This is a genomic window from Rhodococcus sp. NPDC058521 (assembly GCF_042719695.1).
Taxonomy (GTDB): domain Bacteria; phylum Actinomycetota; class Actinomycetes; order Mycobacteriales; family Mycobacteriaceae; genus Rhodococcus_F.
Window position 1 is genome coordinate 289283 of the sequence record NZ_JBHXNL010000002.1, and the last position, 15665, is coordinate 304947.

Here is a 15665-nt window from a genome sequence, read left to right on the forward strand (position 1 = left end):
CGAGGCTAGTACTCGGAGCATTCGAAACCTCGACTCGAACCATTGACTCGAACTGGTGTTCGACCTAAAGTGGGTGCATGGGGTCGGGGGACGTTTTCTCGGGGGTGGAGTCATCGTCGGATGATGCGTGGCGGTTGGCGGATCGGGTGTTGTGTGATGCGGTGCTCGAGGTGTCGTCGCAGATCGCGGTGTTGGAGGCGCGGCGGGTGCGGTTGGTGGCCGAGGTCGATGCCCGCTGCCGGATGGACGTGCTGGGGTATCGGAATACGAAGATGTGGTTGGGGCACACCACATTGCTCGAGGTCGGTGCCGCAGGCAGGTTGATCGCGTTGGGTGCGGTGTTGGGGAAGTACCCGTCGGTGGGTGCCGCGTTGGATGCGGGTGAGGTGTCGATCGCGGTGGCGGGGCTGATCGTCGGGTTCTGCGAGAACCCGCCGGCAGGAATGCCCGCCGATGCCTTACCGGCGTGTGTGGACGCACTGTTGGTGGCGGGACGGGGACCGTTGGCGACCGCACCTGGGGTGCGGGCGGTGATCGCGAAACTGGAACGCATCTTCGAATCCGACACCCCACCACCGGCCGAGGACACCGACCGTAACGAATTTCATGCCTGCCGGACGTTGAACGGTCGGGTGGCGGTGAAGGCCGATTTGGATGCGGTATCCGGGGAAATGCTGTTGTCCGCGTTGTCCGGGCTCTGCGCGCCGCGCCCCGCCACCGACGGCACCAAGGATTCGCGTTCTCCGGCCAAGCGGCGGGCGGATGGGTTCACCGAACTGCTCCGCCGCTATTTGGCTGCCGGGGCCGGCCCGTCCGAGGGTGGTGTGAAGCCGCACCTGTCGGTGATGGTGAAGGCGGCCGATCTTGCCTCGCATCCGAAACCCGCTCCTGATTCCTCGGCCGCCGACTCGCATCGGGATCTGCTGTCCGATCCGGAACATGATCATGTGGGGTGGGCGTCGTGGATGGGTCCGTTGACGATCTCCACCACCCGCATGCTCGCCTGTGATTGTCTGCTCTCGGCGGTGGTCGTCGACCCGGACGGTGCCCCATTGGATGTGGGGGCCACGGTCCGCACGGTGACCGCGAAACAACGCCGCGCACTCGCGGTGCGTGATGGTGGGTGTGCGTTCCCGAACTGTGGGGCACCGGTGTCGTGGTGCGAAGGTCATCACATCGTGCACTGGGCCGATCACGGACCCACCAACCTGAACAATCTGGTGTTGCTGTGCAGGTTTCATCACCGCCTGATCCATCACTCCCAGTGGGAAGTGATCATGGGCGACGATCGGTATCCGTGGTTCCTGCCCCCACCACTTCCGGGTGAGCGACCGGTGTTGCCGTCGAACCGCCGCACCGGACACGAGCACACCAGGGCCGGACCCGACGCCGCCTGACCCACACCACCGACCAGCGCCGCCCACCAACCACCACCAGGCGGCGCCAAACGGCATGGGAATCAGGAGTATTCCCCGATCTCCTCGGCGAAGGCTAGACCGACGCGCGGGGCCGAACCCAGACCCGGTGTGCCACGGCGAGCAGCACCAGCCACGCGACACCGACGACGAGTGCTACCCGGGTGTCGGACACGAAGGCGAGCACTCCGATCACGAAGCCCAGGAAGACGATCGCCGCGATCTGTGCATACGGCCAGAACGGGACGGGGAAGGCGAGCTCGGTCGATTCCTGTTCACTCATGCGCCGCCGCGCCTGGAACTGGGACAGGAGGATCATGATCCATACGAAGATCGTCGCGAAGGTAGCGATCGACGCGATCACCAGAAAGACCTTGTCGGGGATCAGGTAGTTGAGCAGCACACCGACGAGCAGGGCTCCCGCCATGATCACCACGGTCATCCACGGAACTCCGTTGCGGGAGACCCGCTGCATCACTGCGGGAGCCTGACCGGCGCAAGACATTCCGTACATCATTCGGCCGGCACCGAATATGTCGCTGTTGATTGCGGACAGGGCGGCGGTAATGACCACGATATTGAGGACCGTCGCGGCAGAACCGATTCCGAGACCGTCGAAGATCTGGACGAACGGACTTTCGTCCGAGCCGATCTCCTGCCACGGATTTATCGCCATGATGACGGCGAGGGTGAGCACGTAGAACAAAATGATTCGCACCGGAACGGTATTCACGGCCCGAGGAATTGTCCGAGCAGGGTCTTCTGCTTCGCCCGCGGTGATTCCGATGATCTCGGTTCCACCGAAGGAAAACATGACAATGGCGAAACATGCTATGAATCCGCCGATTCCGGTCGCAAAGAACCCGCCGTCCGTCCACAGATTGGACACACCGACTTCCGTGTCGTGAATCCCGAATCCGAAGACGATAATTGCGGCACCGCCCACGATCATCGCGATGATCGCTGTGATTTTCACCAGCGTGAACCAGAATTCGAGTTCGCCGAAGGTCTTCACGCCGAGGAGGTTCACCGCACCGATGAAGAAGACGATCGCGAGCACCCAGATCCAGCGCGGCACGTCGGGGAACCAGAAGCCCATGTACACGCCGAACGCGGTGACGTCGGCGAGGCACACGATCACCATCTCGAACGTGTACGTCCACCCTGTGGTGAACCCCGCCAAAGAGCCGAGATGTCTTGTCGCATACTCACCGAACGATCCGGAGACCGGGCTCGCGACCGCCATTTCTCCCAGCGCACGAAGCACGATGTACACGGCCGCGCCGCCGATCAGATATGCGAGAAGTACCGAGGGCCCGGCACGGTCGATCGCTTCTGCCGAACCGTAGAAAAGCCCTGTGCCGATGGCGGACCCGAGTGCAATGAATCGAATGTGCCGAGCCGTCAGGCCACGCCGAAGTCCAGCCGATTCACCCTCGACCGAGGGGCCGGCGTCAATGTTGTCCATGTATCTGTGACCGAGTCAGTGAGCTGCTTTGAATGCCTCTTCGATCTCGGCGGGAATGCGGCCACGCGAGGACACCTCATAGCCGTTTGCGGCAGCCCAGTGACGGATCGCCTTGGTCTGTTCGCTGCTGCGGCGCGGGGATGAGGTCGACGAACCGGCCGTCCGCTTCTTGCCGCTTGCAACCTTCGCCGCATGCTCGATGTAGTAGCCCAGCTTGCGGTGGAATTCCTGCGCGTTCTTGTCGTTCAGATCGATTTCATATTCGGTTCCATTGACGGCGAAAACAATGTGTTCGCCTTCTCCGGACTCGATGGGCGTGTCGTCGAGATCATCCACCAGTTCAACAATTACTTTTCTTGCCACGAATCAATCCAATCGTCGGTGAAAACTCGATGACAAGATTACGTCGAGTTGTAGCAATTCCGCAAAGTCGGCGATGCCATTCACCGCACCCGACCTACAAAAACCGGACCGTCCGGTTTGTCACGATTCGGCGCGAAACACTCATGCGCGTACGTCGACCTTGGCATAGTGAGCGGTGTCCATCAGGCAAAACAGTGGGGTAGGCCATGGTCTCACGCGTTCTTCGTCCGTTACTCGTGCTTGCTGTGAGCGTCACGCTCGGTGCGGCTTTTGCCGGCGCCGGGACGGCGGCCGCCCAAGATCCACACACGGCGCCCGCATCGGTGCTCGGATTGCCGACGCCGGACCCGGACCCGTTCTACGCGCCGCCACCCGACCTCGCGGAGCGAGCGCCGGGGGATGTGCTGAACATTCGACAGATGCCCCCGAACCTGTACTTCCCGGGCAGCGCGGTATGGGAAGTCCTGTTCCGGTCGACGGATTCGCGTGGGCTGCCGATCGCTGCCAACACCACGTACTTGTTGCCACCGAACCATCAGCCGGACGGCCCTTTGGCGTCCTATCAGCACATCATCAATTCACTCGGACACAAGTGCAAGATCGCGACCGAGCTCTACACCAGCGACCCCTTCACGCAGATTCGTGAGGCCCCCGGTCTCAACATCGCGCTTGCCCGAGGATGGGCGGTTGCACTCCCGGATCATCTCGGTCCACGAATGGCGTACGGGGCGGCGAAGCTCGGCGGTCAGATCACCCTGGACGGAATTCGTGCCGTGAAGAAGGTTCCCGAGCTGGGTGTCACGAACAGCCAGGTGGCCTTGGGTGGCTACTCCGGCGGCGGCATGGCCACCGCCTGGGCGGCCGCTCTGGCCCCGAAATATGCACCGGAACTCGACATCGTGGGTGCTGCCCACGGCGGCACTCCGATGAACCTGACCACGATGGCCGAGGCCCTCGGCGTCAATCCGCACCCGGCATTCGGCCTCGCGATGGCTGCCGCGATCGGCCTCGAACGCGAATATCCCGATCGCATCCACCTGAGCAGCCAGTTGAACAATCAGGGCCGATGGCTACGCGGATTGATCAACAACGGGTGCACGAACGAGATCATGTTCTGGGGAGTCGGCAAGAATGCAGCCGAACTCACCGACAACCCGAACTTCATGGACGACCCCGACGCCTGGAAGGTGCTCGAGGAGAACAGCCTCGAGCTGTATCCGGGTGTCCCCGAGACACCGATATTCGAATGGCACAGCCCCACCGACGTCTTGATCCCGGTCGACGCGATCGACAGAACCACCGCACGCTATTGCGAGGCCGGCACGTACGTGAAGACGACGCTCACCCCGAGTCCGGACCACCTCTCGGCGGCCGCCCTGGGGCTGGTGCCCGCTTTGGACTGGATGGACGCTCGATTCCGGGGCGAGCCGCTACCTGCCACCTGCTGATATCGTCAGTTTCGACCGAGCAAGGGAATCCGGTGCGAACCCGGAACTGACGCGCAACGGTGATGGGCCCAAGCCCGAGTCCGAATACTTGCCGGGTCGTGCCTACACGCGGCCCGAACCACCTCGAGCTCCGCGAACGAGCCCAGAGCAGAAGGGCGCCCTTCTCGTGCGCACATCACATCTCCGGCGGGGCGCCGCACACGCGACGGCACTCCTGTTCGGAGCATCGCTTCTGGCGGGTTGCGGAACGTCACCCGAACCTGAATCCGGCTCGTCCAGCCTTTCCGAACAGCCGGGCGACACGGTATATCCACTGACCATCGACAACTGCGGCGAATCCGTCACGTTCGACGGGCCACCGCAGCGCGCGGCCTCGCTCTACCAGAGTTCCACCGAGATTCTTCTGTCCCTCGGACTTGCCGACCGCATGGTGGGCACGTCCACCTGGTTCGATCCGGTTCTGCCCGAGCTCGCAGCCGCCAACGAGCGTGTACCGCGACTTGCCGACAACGACCCTTCTCTCGAAACGGTCCTGGATACCGAACCCGACCTGGTCACCTCTGCAAGCGCACATACGTTCACGAGTGGCGTGGTGGCCGAACGCTCCCGGTTCGAACAACTCGGCGTCCATACGTACCAATCGCCGTCGGTGTGCACCGGCGCGACTGTCGAGGGCGACACGGTCACACGAAGCGAGAAACTCACCATCGAGACTCTCTATCGGGAGATCCGCGAGCTGGCCGCGATCTTCGATGTCCAGGAACGCGGCGCAGAACTGGTGGAACAACTTCGGGCACGAGTGGACGCGGCGAAGAATGCGTTGGCGGGCGACACCCCGTCCCCGAGCGTCGCCTTCTGGTTCTCCGGGATCGACCAGCCGTTCATGGCAGGCTGCTGTTCCGCGCCCGGACTGCTTGCATCCGAAGTGGGTGCCACCAACGTTTTCGAGGATTCGAGCGAGGATTGGCCCGAGATCGGTTGGGAGACGGTGGCGGACCGCGACCCCGAAGTACTGGTTCTCGGCGACCTCAGCCGCACTCGAGTGGAGGGTGACTCGCTCGACACCAAAATCGCCTTCCTCGAGTCCAATCCGGTGACCCGGGAGATGTCCGCAGTACCGGACCGGCGTTACGTGATTCTGACCGGTTCCGAACTCGATCCCGGGATACGCGAGGTAGCTGCCATCGAGAAGCTGTCGGCCGGGCTGCAGGGATCACCCTCCTGATCCCTGCAGAACCCGTCTCAGCCCACCGAGCCGGCAATCTGCCGCGTGCTCGCGTTGAGCCGGTTCCACGCGTTGATCGCGGCGATCTGAACGAGTAGCGCGGACAGTTGTTGTTCGTCGTAGACGTCGGCGGCGTCGCTCCACACGTCGTCGGGGACCGGTTCGGCGCGATCGCTCAGCCGGGTCACACACTCGGTGAGTGCGAGCGCAGCGCGCTCGGCGTCGTCGAAGTAGGGCGCCTCGCGCCAGGCCGATACCGCGAAGAGTCGCTCGTTGGTCTCGCCGGCCTGCTGCGCTTCCTTTGCGTGCATGTCGACACACACTCCGCATCCGTTGATCTGGCTCGCGCGCAGGTGGATCAGATGCACCGTCCGTTCCGGTAGATCGACGTCGCCGGTGGACGTGCTCAACGCGTAGAGCGCCTTCATCGCTTTGGGGAGAACCATCACCGGGTTCTTCATTCGTGCCTGCATCGCCGTCTCCTTCGTGTGTGGTTTTCGTTCGCCACACCTATGACGGAGCGGCCCACAACTTCGTGACAGCCGAAAGACCCGCAAGAAAGCCCTTGACATTGGATACTGCTACTATCCATACTTTGGATAGTAGCAGTATCCAACTCCGAAGGAGGGTAGATGCAACGACATACGCATTCACACGACGGCCAACTCGTCGTCTTTCTCATCGGGATGACGGTGAACCGCTGGTGGAGGCCTGATCTCTGGCTCCCCGCGCTGGTGGCGATGCCTCGCATGCTCCGTGAGCTGTCCCGGGAACCGGAGTACGGATTCCTCGGATACCGGATGACTTTCACGGGACTTCATCCCACCGTCATCCAGTACTGGAATTCGCTCGACAAGCTCTACGCCTACGCGAGCGACCGCACCGCCGAGCATCGCCCGGCGTGGGCGGCATTCAATCGACGCGCCGCTAAAACACCTGGTGCGGTGGGTGTCTGGCACGAAACCTACGTCGTCGACCGCGCGGAATCGGTGTATGTGGACACCCCCGAGATCGGGCTGGCCCGGTTCACGACCCGGGTACCTGTGTCCAAGGGAACGAACCACGCCAGGGCGCGTATCGAGCGCTCCGAACTACGAACGGAGAACTGACATGGAACCGCTGATCGCCCTGATTCTGGTCACGCTGGCGGTGGCCGCACTCGGCACGCTCGGTATCGATCGCTTCAAATCGTGGCCTGTCGCCCTTCGCGGCGGATTGGCCGCGATGTTCACCCTGACCGGCGTGGTGCACTTCGTCGGAATGCGTGAGGAGCTGATTGCGATGGTGCCACCCGCGCTTCCCAACCCAGGCCTTCTGGTCACGATCACAGGAATCCTGGAACTCGCGGGGGCGGTGGGCCTGCTGATCCACCGCACGGCACCGTTGGCCGCAGGCTGCCTGTGCGTCATGTTGTTGGTCATGTTTCCGGCGAACGTGTTCAAGGCACTCGACGGCCCCGTCGGGTTCTTCGACTCGCTGGTTCCGCGCACGATCATGCAGGTGATATTCGTGGGCGCGACCGTCGCCGTCGCACTCAGCCGAAGGGGAAGACCCAGCGGCGCAGAGCAAGAAAGCGCACTCCGCCCACAGCTCCACTGACCGCGATGACCAGAGCAGCCTGCACGATACCCGCGACCGCAGGAAAAGCCATCCCGACCAGCGCGAGGGTGGCGGTACTCGAAGCCATTCCGAGCAACGCGATACCGCCGCCCTCGCCTTGAGCCGTCAACCAGTGCACACGGCCGGCCGCATGGAAGGTCGTTCGTCTGTGCAACTCGTTCGCCAAGACGGTGCTGAGGAGTGCTCCGATCACGTTCGCCACCAACACGCCCTCGGAGCGAAGCAGCAGGAACACCACGCCGTACAGCACGTTGCTCGCCCCACCCACGAGCACGAAACGGACGAACTGATCGATCGCACGCTCGCCGTGCAGGTCCACTGCCCAGGCACGACGAGGGAGAGTGGTGTTGCCGAGAGTGGCCGTCACCTGCGTCTCCTTGCTTCGATTCCGCTCACCCCTCAGGAGCGGAACTGCGGATTCCGGTAATCTAACACGATCGGAATCAACAGTTCCGGTTACCGGCTACGATGTGACGATGCCGACACCACCCCTGCGCCGCGACGCCCAGGAGAACCTCCAACGCATCCTCGCGTCGGCGCGGATCGTCTTCGCCGAACGCGGTGTCGAGGCAAAACTCGCGGACGTCGCCAAACATGCAGGTGTGGGCGTCGGCACGGTCTACCGAAGGTTCGCGAGCAAAGACGAACTGATCCAAGCGCTCTTTCAAACCCGCGTGGACGAACTCGGTGCAGTCGCGACACGGGCAGAAGAGTTCGACGAACCCTGGGACGGCCTCGAGTACTTTCTCGAACAGAGCTGCCGAATGATGAACGCCGACCAGGGCCTCCGCGACCTCGTGATGAACGGCCGAATCAGCCGGGAGGCCATGCGGCAATCCCGCGAACACTACGTACGACGGCTCGAGGCGTTGATAGAACGAGCACAGAAGAACGGTTCCCTTCGAGCCGATTTCGAACCAGGCGATGTTCCGGCCATCATGTTCATGCTGCAGTCCACCAACGACTTCGCCGGCTCCCAGTCCCCAGGGCTGTGGCGCCGGATGCTGAGGATCATCCTCGACGGATTGCGATCGGAGCGCACCGAACCCAGCGCCCTTCCCGTCGCCGCACTCACCGCGACAGAACTCGGCAGCGCACTGCGCGCCCGACACTGCACACCGACGGAACCAGGCTGACTCCCGGATCCGTTGCCGGAACGTGATGTTCGAACGGCTAACGCCGACAGTGACGGGCACGACAAATGGGCATGAGTAAACCGAGCAGGTCGATTGCCAAACTGACAGCGGTCATGGCCATTGCACTCATTTCCGCCGCGTGCGCCGGCAACGAGGTTACCGGCGCGACCGAGTCGAGTCCGCCCGCCACATCGGCGCCCGCAGCCGAGAACCGGACTGCCCCTGCGATGCCGACCGCAGACACCCCAGCCACCGAAACCTCGGCCGGCAATCCCCCGGTCGGCAGCACTCCGGTCCTGGTGCCCCCATCCGCGGAGAACCCGGCCGCCCAGCCGGCAGACCCACCCAACCGTGACGACGCCACGGTCGACGCCCGCCACTATCAGCAAGGCTCGAACTACTACTTCCAGTCGCCCAGCGGCTCGATCATGTGCGGCATCACGGAGGGCCCGGAAGCCACCGGCTGCCAGATGATCGACGTCGACCCGACGCCGCCGGCGGAAATGCAGGAGTGCTGGAACCGGGAGAACACCAGCGGCGGTGCAAAGGTCAGCGGAACCGGCTCGGAGTACGTCTGCACGAACCAGGGCGTCTACGTCGGCGCACCCACGGACGGCGGAGACAGGGGTGGCGGACGCGTACTCGAGTACGGGGACGTGCTGATCGTCAGAGGCGTGGCGTGCACATCGGAAACCACCGGAGTCACCTGCTACATGGGACAGAACGGCTTCCACGTCTCGAAGGAAGCGACGAACCTCTTCTAGCGGAGCTACTACCCCTTACCGAAGCGGAGCTTCCAGGGCACCCGCGCGGACTCCAACTGCACGGCAAGGCTCATCTTCGACACGCCTTCGGTGCGCTCCTCGAAACGAATCGGCACCTCCGCGATCCGTAGCCCCTTCTTGACGACGCGGTAGTTCATCTCGACCTGGAAGGCGTAACCGTTGCTTTTCACCGAGGCCACGTCGATAGCCCGCAGGGTGTCGGCCTTCCATGCCTTGAAGCCAGCGGTCGCGTCCTTCACCTTCAGCTGCAGGATCGCGTTGACGTAGAAATTGGCCCATGCCGACAGCGCCTTGCGGTGCCAAGGCCACTCGCTGGCCGTGGCACCACCCTCGACGTAGCGCGAACCCAGGACGACGGCCGCATCCGTGGTGGTCAACACCTCGATCATGGCGGGAATGGCGGTGGTCGGGTGGGACAGGTCGGCATCCATCTGGATGACGATGTCGGCGTCCTCGCTCAGTGCGCGGGTCATGCCTTCCACGTATGCGCGCCCCAGGCCGTCCTTGACAGTGCGGTGCAGGACGCCGACGGGGATCGGGCCGTCGACGGCAAGCTTGTCGGCGACGTCCCCGGTTCCGTCGGGTGAGTTGTCGTCCACCACCAGGACGTGGAGGTTCGAGATCTTCAACGCCGCGAGAAGCTCGACGATCTTGGGCAGATTGTCGCGTTCGTTGTAGGTCGGGACCACGACAGTGACCTTGGGCGAGACGTTCTCCATATCAACCTTCGTACGATCTGTGCTCCCGACAGGGGCCGACTATCGGCCGTCAGCGAGGATGCCTTATGTCTTGACAATCTAGCGGCAATACCCCGGAACCCACGTATCCAGGTTTGCCAACTCGACGGTCGGCCCACGCCATGTGCGGACATATCGGACATACGGCGTTCACGTCAGATCGTAGAGCGTTACGCCGTCCACGGTGATCGGAGTGAAACTCTCCTGCACCCACGTGGCGATTTCGGAGGAGACACCATCGGATCCGCCAGGACCCATCCCGCCACAACGCACCGTTCGAGCCCGCCTACTTCGTTGTACACGGGTACGACCACGTCCAGAACGGTCGCGACATGCTCATGCCCATGGGCCGCGCTCAGCGGCCTGGGGAGGGAGCTCGTCGTCATGCATGCCAGGCTCGAGGCCCCAGCCTGCGACCCTCCTGGAAGGAGTCTGCCAGTTTCCTGCCGGTGAAGCCGTCAGCTGAAGAAGACTGCTGCGTTGTCGGCAAGATTCAGGAGCGGCTGCGGCCACACCCCGAGCGCCACCGTCAGGGCCGCGGCGAATCCGATCGCTCCGATCGTGCCCGCACCCGGTGTGACGACGTCCGGTTCGTCACCGTTCGGTTCGGTGAAGAACATCAGGACGATCACCCGAACGTAGAAGAACGCGGCAATCGCGCTGCTCAACACGCCGACGATCACCAGCGGCACGGCTCCACCCTCGACCGCCGCCTGGAACACGGCGAACTTGGCAACGAAACCACTGGTCAACGGGATTCCGGCCATGGCAAGGAGGAAGACCGCGAAAACCGTGCCCAACACGGGAGACGTCCGGCCGATGCCGGCCCAGCGGTCGATGCCGGCGACCTCACCGTCGCCGTCACGGACGAGTCCCACTATTGCGAAGGCGCCGAGGGCGGTGAACCCGTAAGCCACGAGGTAGAAGAGCGTCGCCGCGATCCCTTCTCGATCGGCGGCGATCACCCCGGTCAGCACGAAACCGACGTGAGCAACCGACGAATACGCCAGCATCCGCTTCACATCGGACTGTGTAACCGCGAGTATCGCGCCCACGGCCATGGTGAGAATTGCGACGGCCCACAGCATCGGGCGCCAGTCGTCCTTCAACTCGGGTAGGGCGACGGAGAAGATTCGCAGCATGGCTCCGAAGGCGGCAACCTTGGTCGCGGCCGACATGAAGGCCGTGATCGGTGTGGGCGCACCCTGGTACACGTCCGGAATCCACGAATGGAACGGCACCGCACCGACTTTGAAGAGCAGGCCCACCGAGAGAAGGGCCGTGCCGGTCAGGACGAGCACCGGCCCCTGCGCTTCGGTCGCGATGGCCGCACCGATACCGCTGAGGTCGGTGGTTCCGGAGTATCCGTACAGCAGGGCCGTCCCGTACAGGAAGAAGGCCGACGAGAATGCGCCGAGAAGGAAGTACTTGAGGGCTGCCTCCTGCGACAGCAGTCTGCGACGACGAGCAAGACCACACAGCAGGTACAGGGGAAGCGAAAAGACCTCGAGAGCAACGAACATCGTCAGGAGGTCACCCGACGCCGGAAAGAGGAGCATGCCGGCGACGGCGAGCAGTGCCAGCGGAAAGACCTCGGTCTGACGAATTCCGAGTGTCGTCGCCTCACGTTCGGCGACACTTCCGGGCACCGCCGATGCCTGCGGCGTGAAACCGTCCAACCCCGGTATGTCGCCTCGCGAAGCGATGCCACCACGCTCGGCGATCAAGAGCAGGGCGGCGATCGAGATCAGCAGGATGGTGCCTTGCAGGAAGAGGGCCGGTCCGTCGATCACCACGGAGCCGAGGGCGGCGAACTGCCCGCCGTCATCGCCGAGACTGCCCGCGAGAACGACCACTGCCACGAATGCCGCAACAAGACCCGCGACTGCGACGCCCAATTGGGACACGAATCGAACGGACTCCGACAGGAAGGCCTCGACGAGCACACTCACGACTGCGGCACCGAAGACGATCAGCATCGGAGCGAGAACACCGTATTCGATACTCGGCGCGTTCATGGTTGCGCAACTCCTTCCGCCGGCTGATCGACGTCGATGATCGAGTCGACTGCAGGGGTGATCACTTCGAGCGCGGGTTCGGGGTACATCCCCAGGAAGACCAACAGGACGAGTAGCGGCGCAACCACCGCTACCTCACGCCGAACCAGGTCGGGTACCCGCTTCGTCCGCTCCGGGCCGCCCATGACTCGTTGGTAGAGCCACAGAATGTAGACCGCTGAGAGAACCAGTGCACTGGTGGCGATCACGGCGGCCACCGGATACTGCGTGTAGGTACCGATCAGCACCAGGAACTCGCTGATGAACGGCGCGAGGCCGGGTAGGGACAGGGTGGCGAGACCTGCCACGAGGAACGTTCCGGCAAGGACGGGAGCGATCTTCTGCACCCCGCCGTGGTCGGCGATGATGCGAGTTCCGGTGCGGGACACCAGGAATCCTGCGATCAGGAAAAGCGCGGCGGTCGACAGGCCGTGGTTGACCATGTAGAGCGCGGAACCCACCTGGCCCTGCGAGGTCATCACGAAGATCCCGAGGATGATGAAGCCGAAATGAGAGATCGAGGTGAAGGCGATGAGACGCATCATGTCGGTCTGTGCGATGGCACACATTGCGCCGTAGACGATTCCGATCACCGCCAGGGTGATCACCACAGGCGCGAAGTAGTGAGCCGCATCGGGAAACAACTGCAAGCAGTACCGCAGCATGGCGAACGTGCCGACCTTGTCCACGACGGCCATCATGAGGACAGCGCTCGCGGGTGTCGCTTCGACGGCCGCGCCGGGAAGCCAGGTGTGGAAGGGCCAGAGGGGAGCCTTCACCGCGAAGGCGAACATGAAGCCGAGGAACAGGGCCTTCGCGATGGGTGAGTCGATCGTCAGCTCGCCGGAGGACACTGCGGCGACGATCTCTCGGAAGTCGAACGTGCCACCGTCGAACGGACTGTCCGAGCCCGCGGTGACGACATACAGCCCGATCACCGCGACGAGCATCACGAGTCCGCCGAAGAGGTTGTACAGCAGGAACTTCAGCGCCGCCGCTGATCGCTTGGCGCTCTTGGTCGGACCGAAGCCACCGATGAGGAAGTACATCGGGATCAACATGGCCTCGAAGAAGATGTAGAAAAGGAATACGTCGAGGGCCACGAAGGACATCAGGACCATCGACTCGACGACGAGAATCAGCGCGACATACGTATGTACGGACTTCGGGCGTGAATCCTCTGCAACGTCGTTCCATCCTGCTGCCAGGAGCAACGGTGCCAGGAGAGATGTGAGAAGCACCAGGCTCAGTGCGATTCCGTCGAGTCCGAGGATGTATCGGGTCCCGAAAGCCGGTATCCAGGCGTGCGACTCGACGAACTGGTACTGCTCGCCGGCAGAGTCGAACCCGATGGCAAGTCCCAGTGCGCATCCGAGGACCACGACGGACACCGCCGTGGCGGACCATTTGGCTGCCCACCCGCTACCCGCGGGGAGCAGCATGACACCGACGGCACCCACCAACGGCAGCAGCCACAGTACGGTCAGCCAGGGGAAGGTACTCACAGCAACCTCACCGCCATCATCGCGCCGACAAGGAGCGCAGCGCCCGCCAGCATGAACAGGGCGTAGGACCTGACGAACCCGGTCTGTATTCGACGGAACCTGCTCGAGAGCGACCCGACCGAAACTCCGAGACCGTCGACGGCGCCGTCGATCACGCGGTCGTCGGCAACGGCCAGGGATTGCGCCAGCACGCGGCCCGGTCGCATGAACACCTCCTCGTTGATCTTGTCTCCGTAGAGGTCTCGCCGTGCGGCAGCGGTCAGCGCCGAAACATCCTGGGGGGCTTCGACAGGAATGTCGTCGGGTGCCCGCGCATACGTTCGGTACGCGACGGCCACACCGGCGAGCACCACCGCGAAGGTGGTCGCCGTGATCACCCAGACCGGCACGCCGAGTTCCTCGTGATGTTCACCGACCACCGGCTCGAGCCAATGTTGCAGCGCACCACCGAAAGCGAGGGCGCCACCGGCCGCCACGGAGCCGATCGCGAGCAGAATCATCGGCCAGGTCATGACACCGGGAGACTCGTGCGGGTGTGCGTCCTGTCGCCAACGGCGTTCACCGAAGAAAGTCATCAGCATCACGCGCGTCATGTAGAACGCCGTGAGACCCGCACCGAACAGCGCTGCGCATCCGAGCACGATCCCGGAAGCGCCACCGGATGCGAACGCCGCCTCGATGATCTTGTCCTTCGAGAAGAACCCGGCGAAGGGTGGTATCCCGATGATCGCGAGATAGCCGAGCCCGAATGTCACGAACGTGATGGGCATGAACGTGCGCAACCCACCGAAACGTCGCATGTCGGTCTCGTCGTTCATGCCGTGCATCACCGACCCGGCACCGAGAAAGAGACCGGCTTTGAAGAAGCCGTGCGTCAGAAGATGCATGATCGCGAAGGCATACCCGGCGGGCCCCAGGCCGGCTGCCAGGACCATGTAACCGATCTGGCTCATCGTGGAAGCGGCGAGTGCCTTCTTGATGTCGTCCTTGGCGCAGCCGATGATCGCACCGAACAGCAAGGTCAAGGTACCGACGATCACCACCGCCACCTGAGCGGTGGGCGCAGCGTCGAAGACCGCACCCGACCGCACGATCAGGTACACACCGGCGGTCACCATCGTCGCGGCGTGGATGAGTGCCGACACGGGGGTGGGGCCCTCCATCGCATCGCCGAGCCAGGACTGCAGCGGCACCTGCGCCGACTTCGCACACGCGGCGAGCAGCAGCATCAACCCGATCGCGGTCACCGTTCCTTCACCGGTCGCCGCGACCCCACCGAACACCGTGTCGAAGTCGAAGGATCCGAACGTCGCGAACATGATCATCAGTGCGATCACCAGACCGATGTCACCGACCCGGTTGACCACGAACGCCTTCTTCGCTGCCGTCGCCGCATTCGGCTTGTGTTGCCAGAATCCGATCAACAGGTACGACGCCAGGCCGACTCCTTCCCAGCCCAGGTACAGGCCGAGGAAGTTGTCCGCCAGGACGAGGAGCACCATCGCGGCGAGGAACAGGTTGAGGTAGGCGAAGAACCTCCTTCGCCCCGGGTCATCCTTCATGTACCCGACCGAATAGATGTGGATCAGCGAGCCGACACCGGTGATCAGCAGCACGAAGCAGACGGACAGCTGGTCCAGCTGTAGACCGAAGTCGACCTGTAGATCCGCGACCGGAACCCAGGTGAACAGCGTCTGTTTCAGCGTTCGGACTTCGGTATTCGCTCCCAGCATGTGCACGAACTGCGTGGCCGCGACGACGAAGGACGCAATCGCAAGGGTGCAGCCGAGCAGATGCCCCCAGTGGTCGCTGCGTCGGCCGGCCAGGAGCAGCACGACGGCACCGGCCAGCGGCAGTCCAGGAAGCAGCCAGAGCGCATCCACGAGCACGGTCATCTCCCGTCCAC

Annotated in this window: 15 protein-coding genes and 1 riboswitch; of the genes, 7 read left to right on the forward strand and 8 right to left on the reverse strand. The window is 63.4% G+C overall.

Annotated features, from left to right (window positions below):
* The first annotated feature begins 77 nt into the window (after positions 1-77).
* Positions 78-1397 carry a DUF222 domain-containing protein gene (locus ACFWO3_RS05595; protein WP_378574633.1) on the forward strand — a complete coding sequence of 440 codons (1320 nt, stop codon included), beginning with the start codon at positions 78-80 and terminating at the stop codon, positions 1395-1397.
* A 94-nt stretch (positions 1398-1491) separates the two neighbouring features.
* On the opposite strand, the gene ACFWO3_RS05600 is transcribed toward ACFWO3_RS05595, so the two are convergent.
* Both ACFWO3_RS05600 and ACFWO3_RS05605 read right to left on the reverse strand, forming a co-directional pair.
* Entirely contained in the window at positions 1492-2883 is a 1392-nt protein-coding gene (locus tag ACFWO3_RS05600) for an amino acid permease (protein WP_378574635.1), read from the reverse strand.
* A gap of 15 nt (positions 2884-2898) precedes the next feature.
* Entirely contained in the window at positions 2899-3246 is a 348-nt protein-coding gene (locus ACFWO3_RS05605) for an Lsr2 family protein (protein WP_378574637.1), read from the reverse strand.
* Between the two features lie 206 nt (positions 3247-3452).
* Between ACFWO3_RS05605 and ACFWO3_RS05610 the strand changes: the two genes are divergently transcribed.
* Complete coding sequence (locus ACFWO3_RS05610; protein WP_378574639.1) at positions 3453-4694, forward strand: lipase family protein; 1242 nt, start codon at positions 3453-3455, stop codon at positions 4692-4694.
* Positions 4684-4805, forward strand: a riboswitch (cobalamin riboswitch). It overlaps the preceding gene by 11 nt.
* 55 nt (positions 4806-4860) lie before the next feature.
* Entirely contained in the window at positions 4861-5919 is a 1059-nt protein-coding gene (locus tag ACFWO3_RS05615) for an ABC transporter substrate-binding protein (protein ID WP_378574642.1), read from the forward strand.
* 17 nt (positions 5920-5936) lie between these two features.
* Here the strand turns inward: ACFWO3_RS05615 and ACFWO3_RS05620 are convergent, their stop codons facing one another.
* Positions 5937-6392, reverse strand: coding sequence for a carboxymuconolactone decarboxylase family protein (locus ACFWO3_RS05620; protein ID WP_378574644.1), 456 nt, complete (start codon positions 6390-6392; stop codon positions 5937-5939).
* Positions 6393-6551: 159 nt separating this feature from the next.
* Here ACFWO3_RS05620 and ACFWO3_RS05625 point away from each other — a divergent pair, with 159 nt between their 5' ends.
* Together ACFWO3_RS05625 and ACFWO3_RS05630 are read left to right on the forward strand one after the other, a co-directional pair.
* The gene (locus tag ACFWO3_RS05625) at positions 6552-7028 is read left to right on the forward strand and encodes a DUF4188 domain-containing protein (protein ID WP_378574646.1); all 477 of its coding nucleotides are present in this window, start codon (positions 6552-6554) and stop codon (positions 7026-7028) included.
* 1 nt (position 7029) lies between these two features.
* A complete protein-coding gene (locus tag ACFWO3_RS05630; protein ID WP_378574648.1) occupies positions 7030-7518 on the forward strand; it encodes a DoxX family protein in 489 nt (162 codons plus the stop codon).
* On the opposite strand, the gene ACFWO3_RS05635 is transcribed toward ACFWO3_RS05630, so the two are convergent.
* A complete protein-coding gene (locus tag ACFWO3_RS05635) occupies positions 7454-7906 on the reverse strand; it encodes a GtrA family protein (protein ID WP_378574650.1) in 453 nt (150 codons plus the stop codon). The genes ACFWO3_RS05630 and ACFWO3_RS05635 overlap by 65 nt on opposite strands.
* A 109-nt stretch (positions 7907-8015) precedes the next feature.
* Between ACFWO3_RS05635 and ACFWO3_RS05640 the strand changes: the two genes are divergently transcribed.
* Entirely contained in the window at positions 8016-8675 is a 660-nt protein-coding gene (locus ACFWO3_RS05640) for a TetR/AcrR family transcriptional regulator (RefSeq protein ID WP_378574652.1), read from the forward strand.
* Between the two features lie 113 nt (positions 8676-8788).
* The gene (locus ACFWO3_RS05645) at positions 8789-9439 is read left to right on the forward strand and encodes a hypothetical protein (RefSeq protein ID WP_378574654.1); all 651 of its coding nucleotides are present in this window, start codon (positions 8789-8791) and stop codon (positions 9437-9439) included.
* 8 nt (positions 9440-9447) lie between these two features.
* Here ACFWO3_RS05645 and ACFWO3_RS05650 read toward each other — a convergent pair whose 3' ends face one another.
* The 4 genes from ACFWO3_RS05650 to nuoL form a co-directional block, all read right to left on the reverse strand.
* Positions 9448-10179 carry a polyprenol monophosphomannose synthase gene (locus ACFWO3_RS05650; RefSeq protein WP_378574656.1) on the reverse strand — a complete coding sequence of 244 codons (732 nt, stop codon included), beginning with the start codon at positions 10177-10179 and terminating at the stop codon, positions 9448-9450.
* Between the two features lie 476 nt (positions 10180-10655).
* Positions 10656-12215 (reverse strand): NADH-quinone oxidoreductase subunit NuoN, encoded by a 1560-nt coding sequence (nuoN, locus tag ACFWO3_RS05655; RefSeq protein WP_378574658.1) that lies wholly within the window; start codon positions 12213-12215, stop codon positions 10656-10658.
* Positions 12212-13759 carry an NADH-quinone oxidoreductase subunit M gene (locus ACFWO3_RS05660; RefSeq protein ID WP_378574660.1) on the reverse strand — a complete coding sequence of 516 codons (1548 nt, stop codon included), beginning with the start codon at positions 13757-13759 and terminating at the stop codon, positions 12212-12214. Before ACFWO3_RS05660 ends, nuoN begins: the two co-directional genes overlap by 4 nt.
* The gene (nuoL, locus tag ACFWO3_RS05665) at positions 13756-15654 is read right to left on the reverse strand and encodes an NADH-quinone oxidoreductase subunit L (protein WP_378574662.1); all 1899 of its coding nucleotides are present in this window, start codon (positions 15652-15654) and stop codon (positions 13756-13758) included. Before nuoL ends, ACFWO3_RS05660 begins: the two co-directional genes overlap by 4 nt.
* Between the last annotated feature and the right edge of the window lie 11 nt (positions 15655-15665).

Excerpts from the sequence above, each read along its gene's own strand:
- ACFWO3_RS05610 (WP_378574639.1), top strand. The coding sequence starts at position 3,453 with ATGGTCTCACGCGTTCTTCGTCCGTTACTCGTGCTTGCTGTGAGCGTC.
- ACFWO3_RS05630 (WP_378574648.1), top strand. The coding sequence starts at position 7,030 with ATGGAACCGCTGATCGCCCTGATTCTGGTCACGCTGGCGGTGGCCGCA.
- nuoL (WP_378574662.1), bottom strand. The coding sequence starts at position 15,654 with ATGACCGTGCTCGTGGATGCGCTCTGGCTGCTTCCTGGACTGCCGCTG.
- ACFWO3_RS05595 (WP_378574633.1), top strand. The coding sequence starts at position 78 with ATGGGGTCGGGGGACGTTTTCTCGGGGGTGGAGTCATCGTCGGATGAT.
- ACFWO3_RS05600 (WP_378574635.1), bottom strand. The coding sequence starts at position 2,883 with ATGGACAACATTGACGCCGGCCCCTCGGTCGAGGGTGAATCGGCTGGA.
- nuoN (WP_378574658.1), bottom strand. The coding sequence starts at position 12,215 with ATGAACGCGCCGAGTATCGAATACGGTGTTCTCGCTCCGATGCTGATC.
- ACFWO3_RS05625 (WP_378574646.1), top strand. The coding sequence starts at position 6,552 with ATGCAACGACATACGCATTCACACGACGGCCAACTCGTCGTCTTTCTC.
- ACFWO3_RS05640 (WP_378574652.1), top strand. The coding sequence starts at position 8,016 with ATGCCGACACCACCCCTGCGCCGCGACGCCCAGGAGAACCTCCAACGC.
- ACFWO3_RS05645 (WP_378574654.1), top strand. The coding sequence starts at position 8,789 with ATGGCCATTGCACTCATTTCCGCCGCGTGCGCCGGCAACGAGGTTACC.
- ACFWO3_RS05620 (WP_378574644.1), bottom strand. The coding sequence starts at position 6,392 with ATGCAGGCACGAATGAAGAACCCGGTGATGGTTCTCCCCAAAGCGATG.
- ACFWO3_RS05650 (WP_378574656.1), bottom strand. The coding sequence starts at position 10,179 with ATGGAGAACGTCTCGCCCAAGGTCACTGTCGTGGTCCCGACCTACAAC.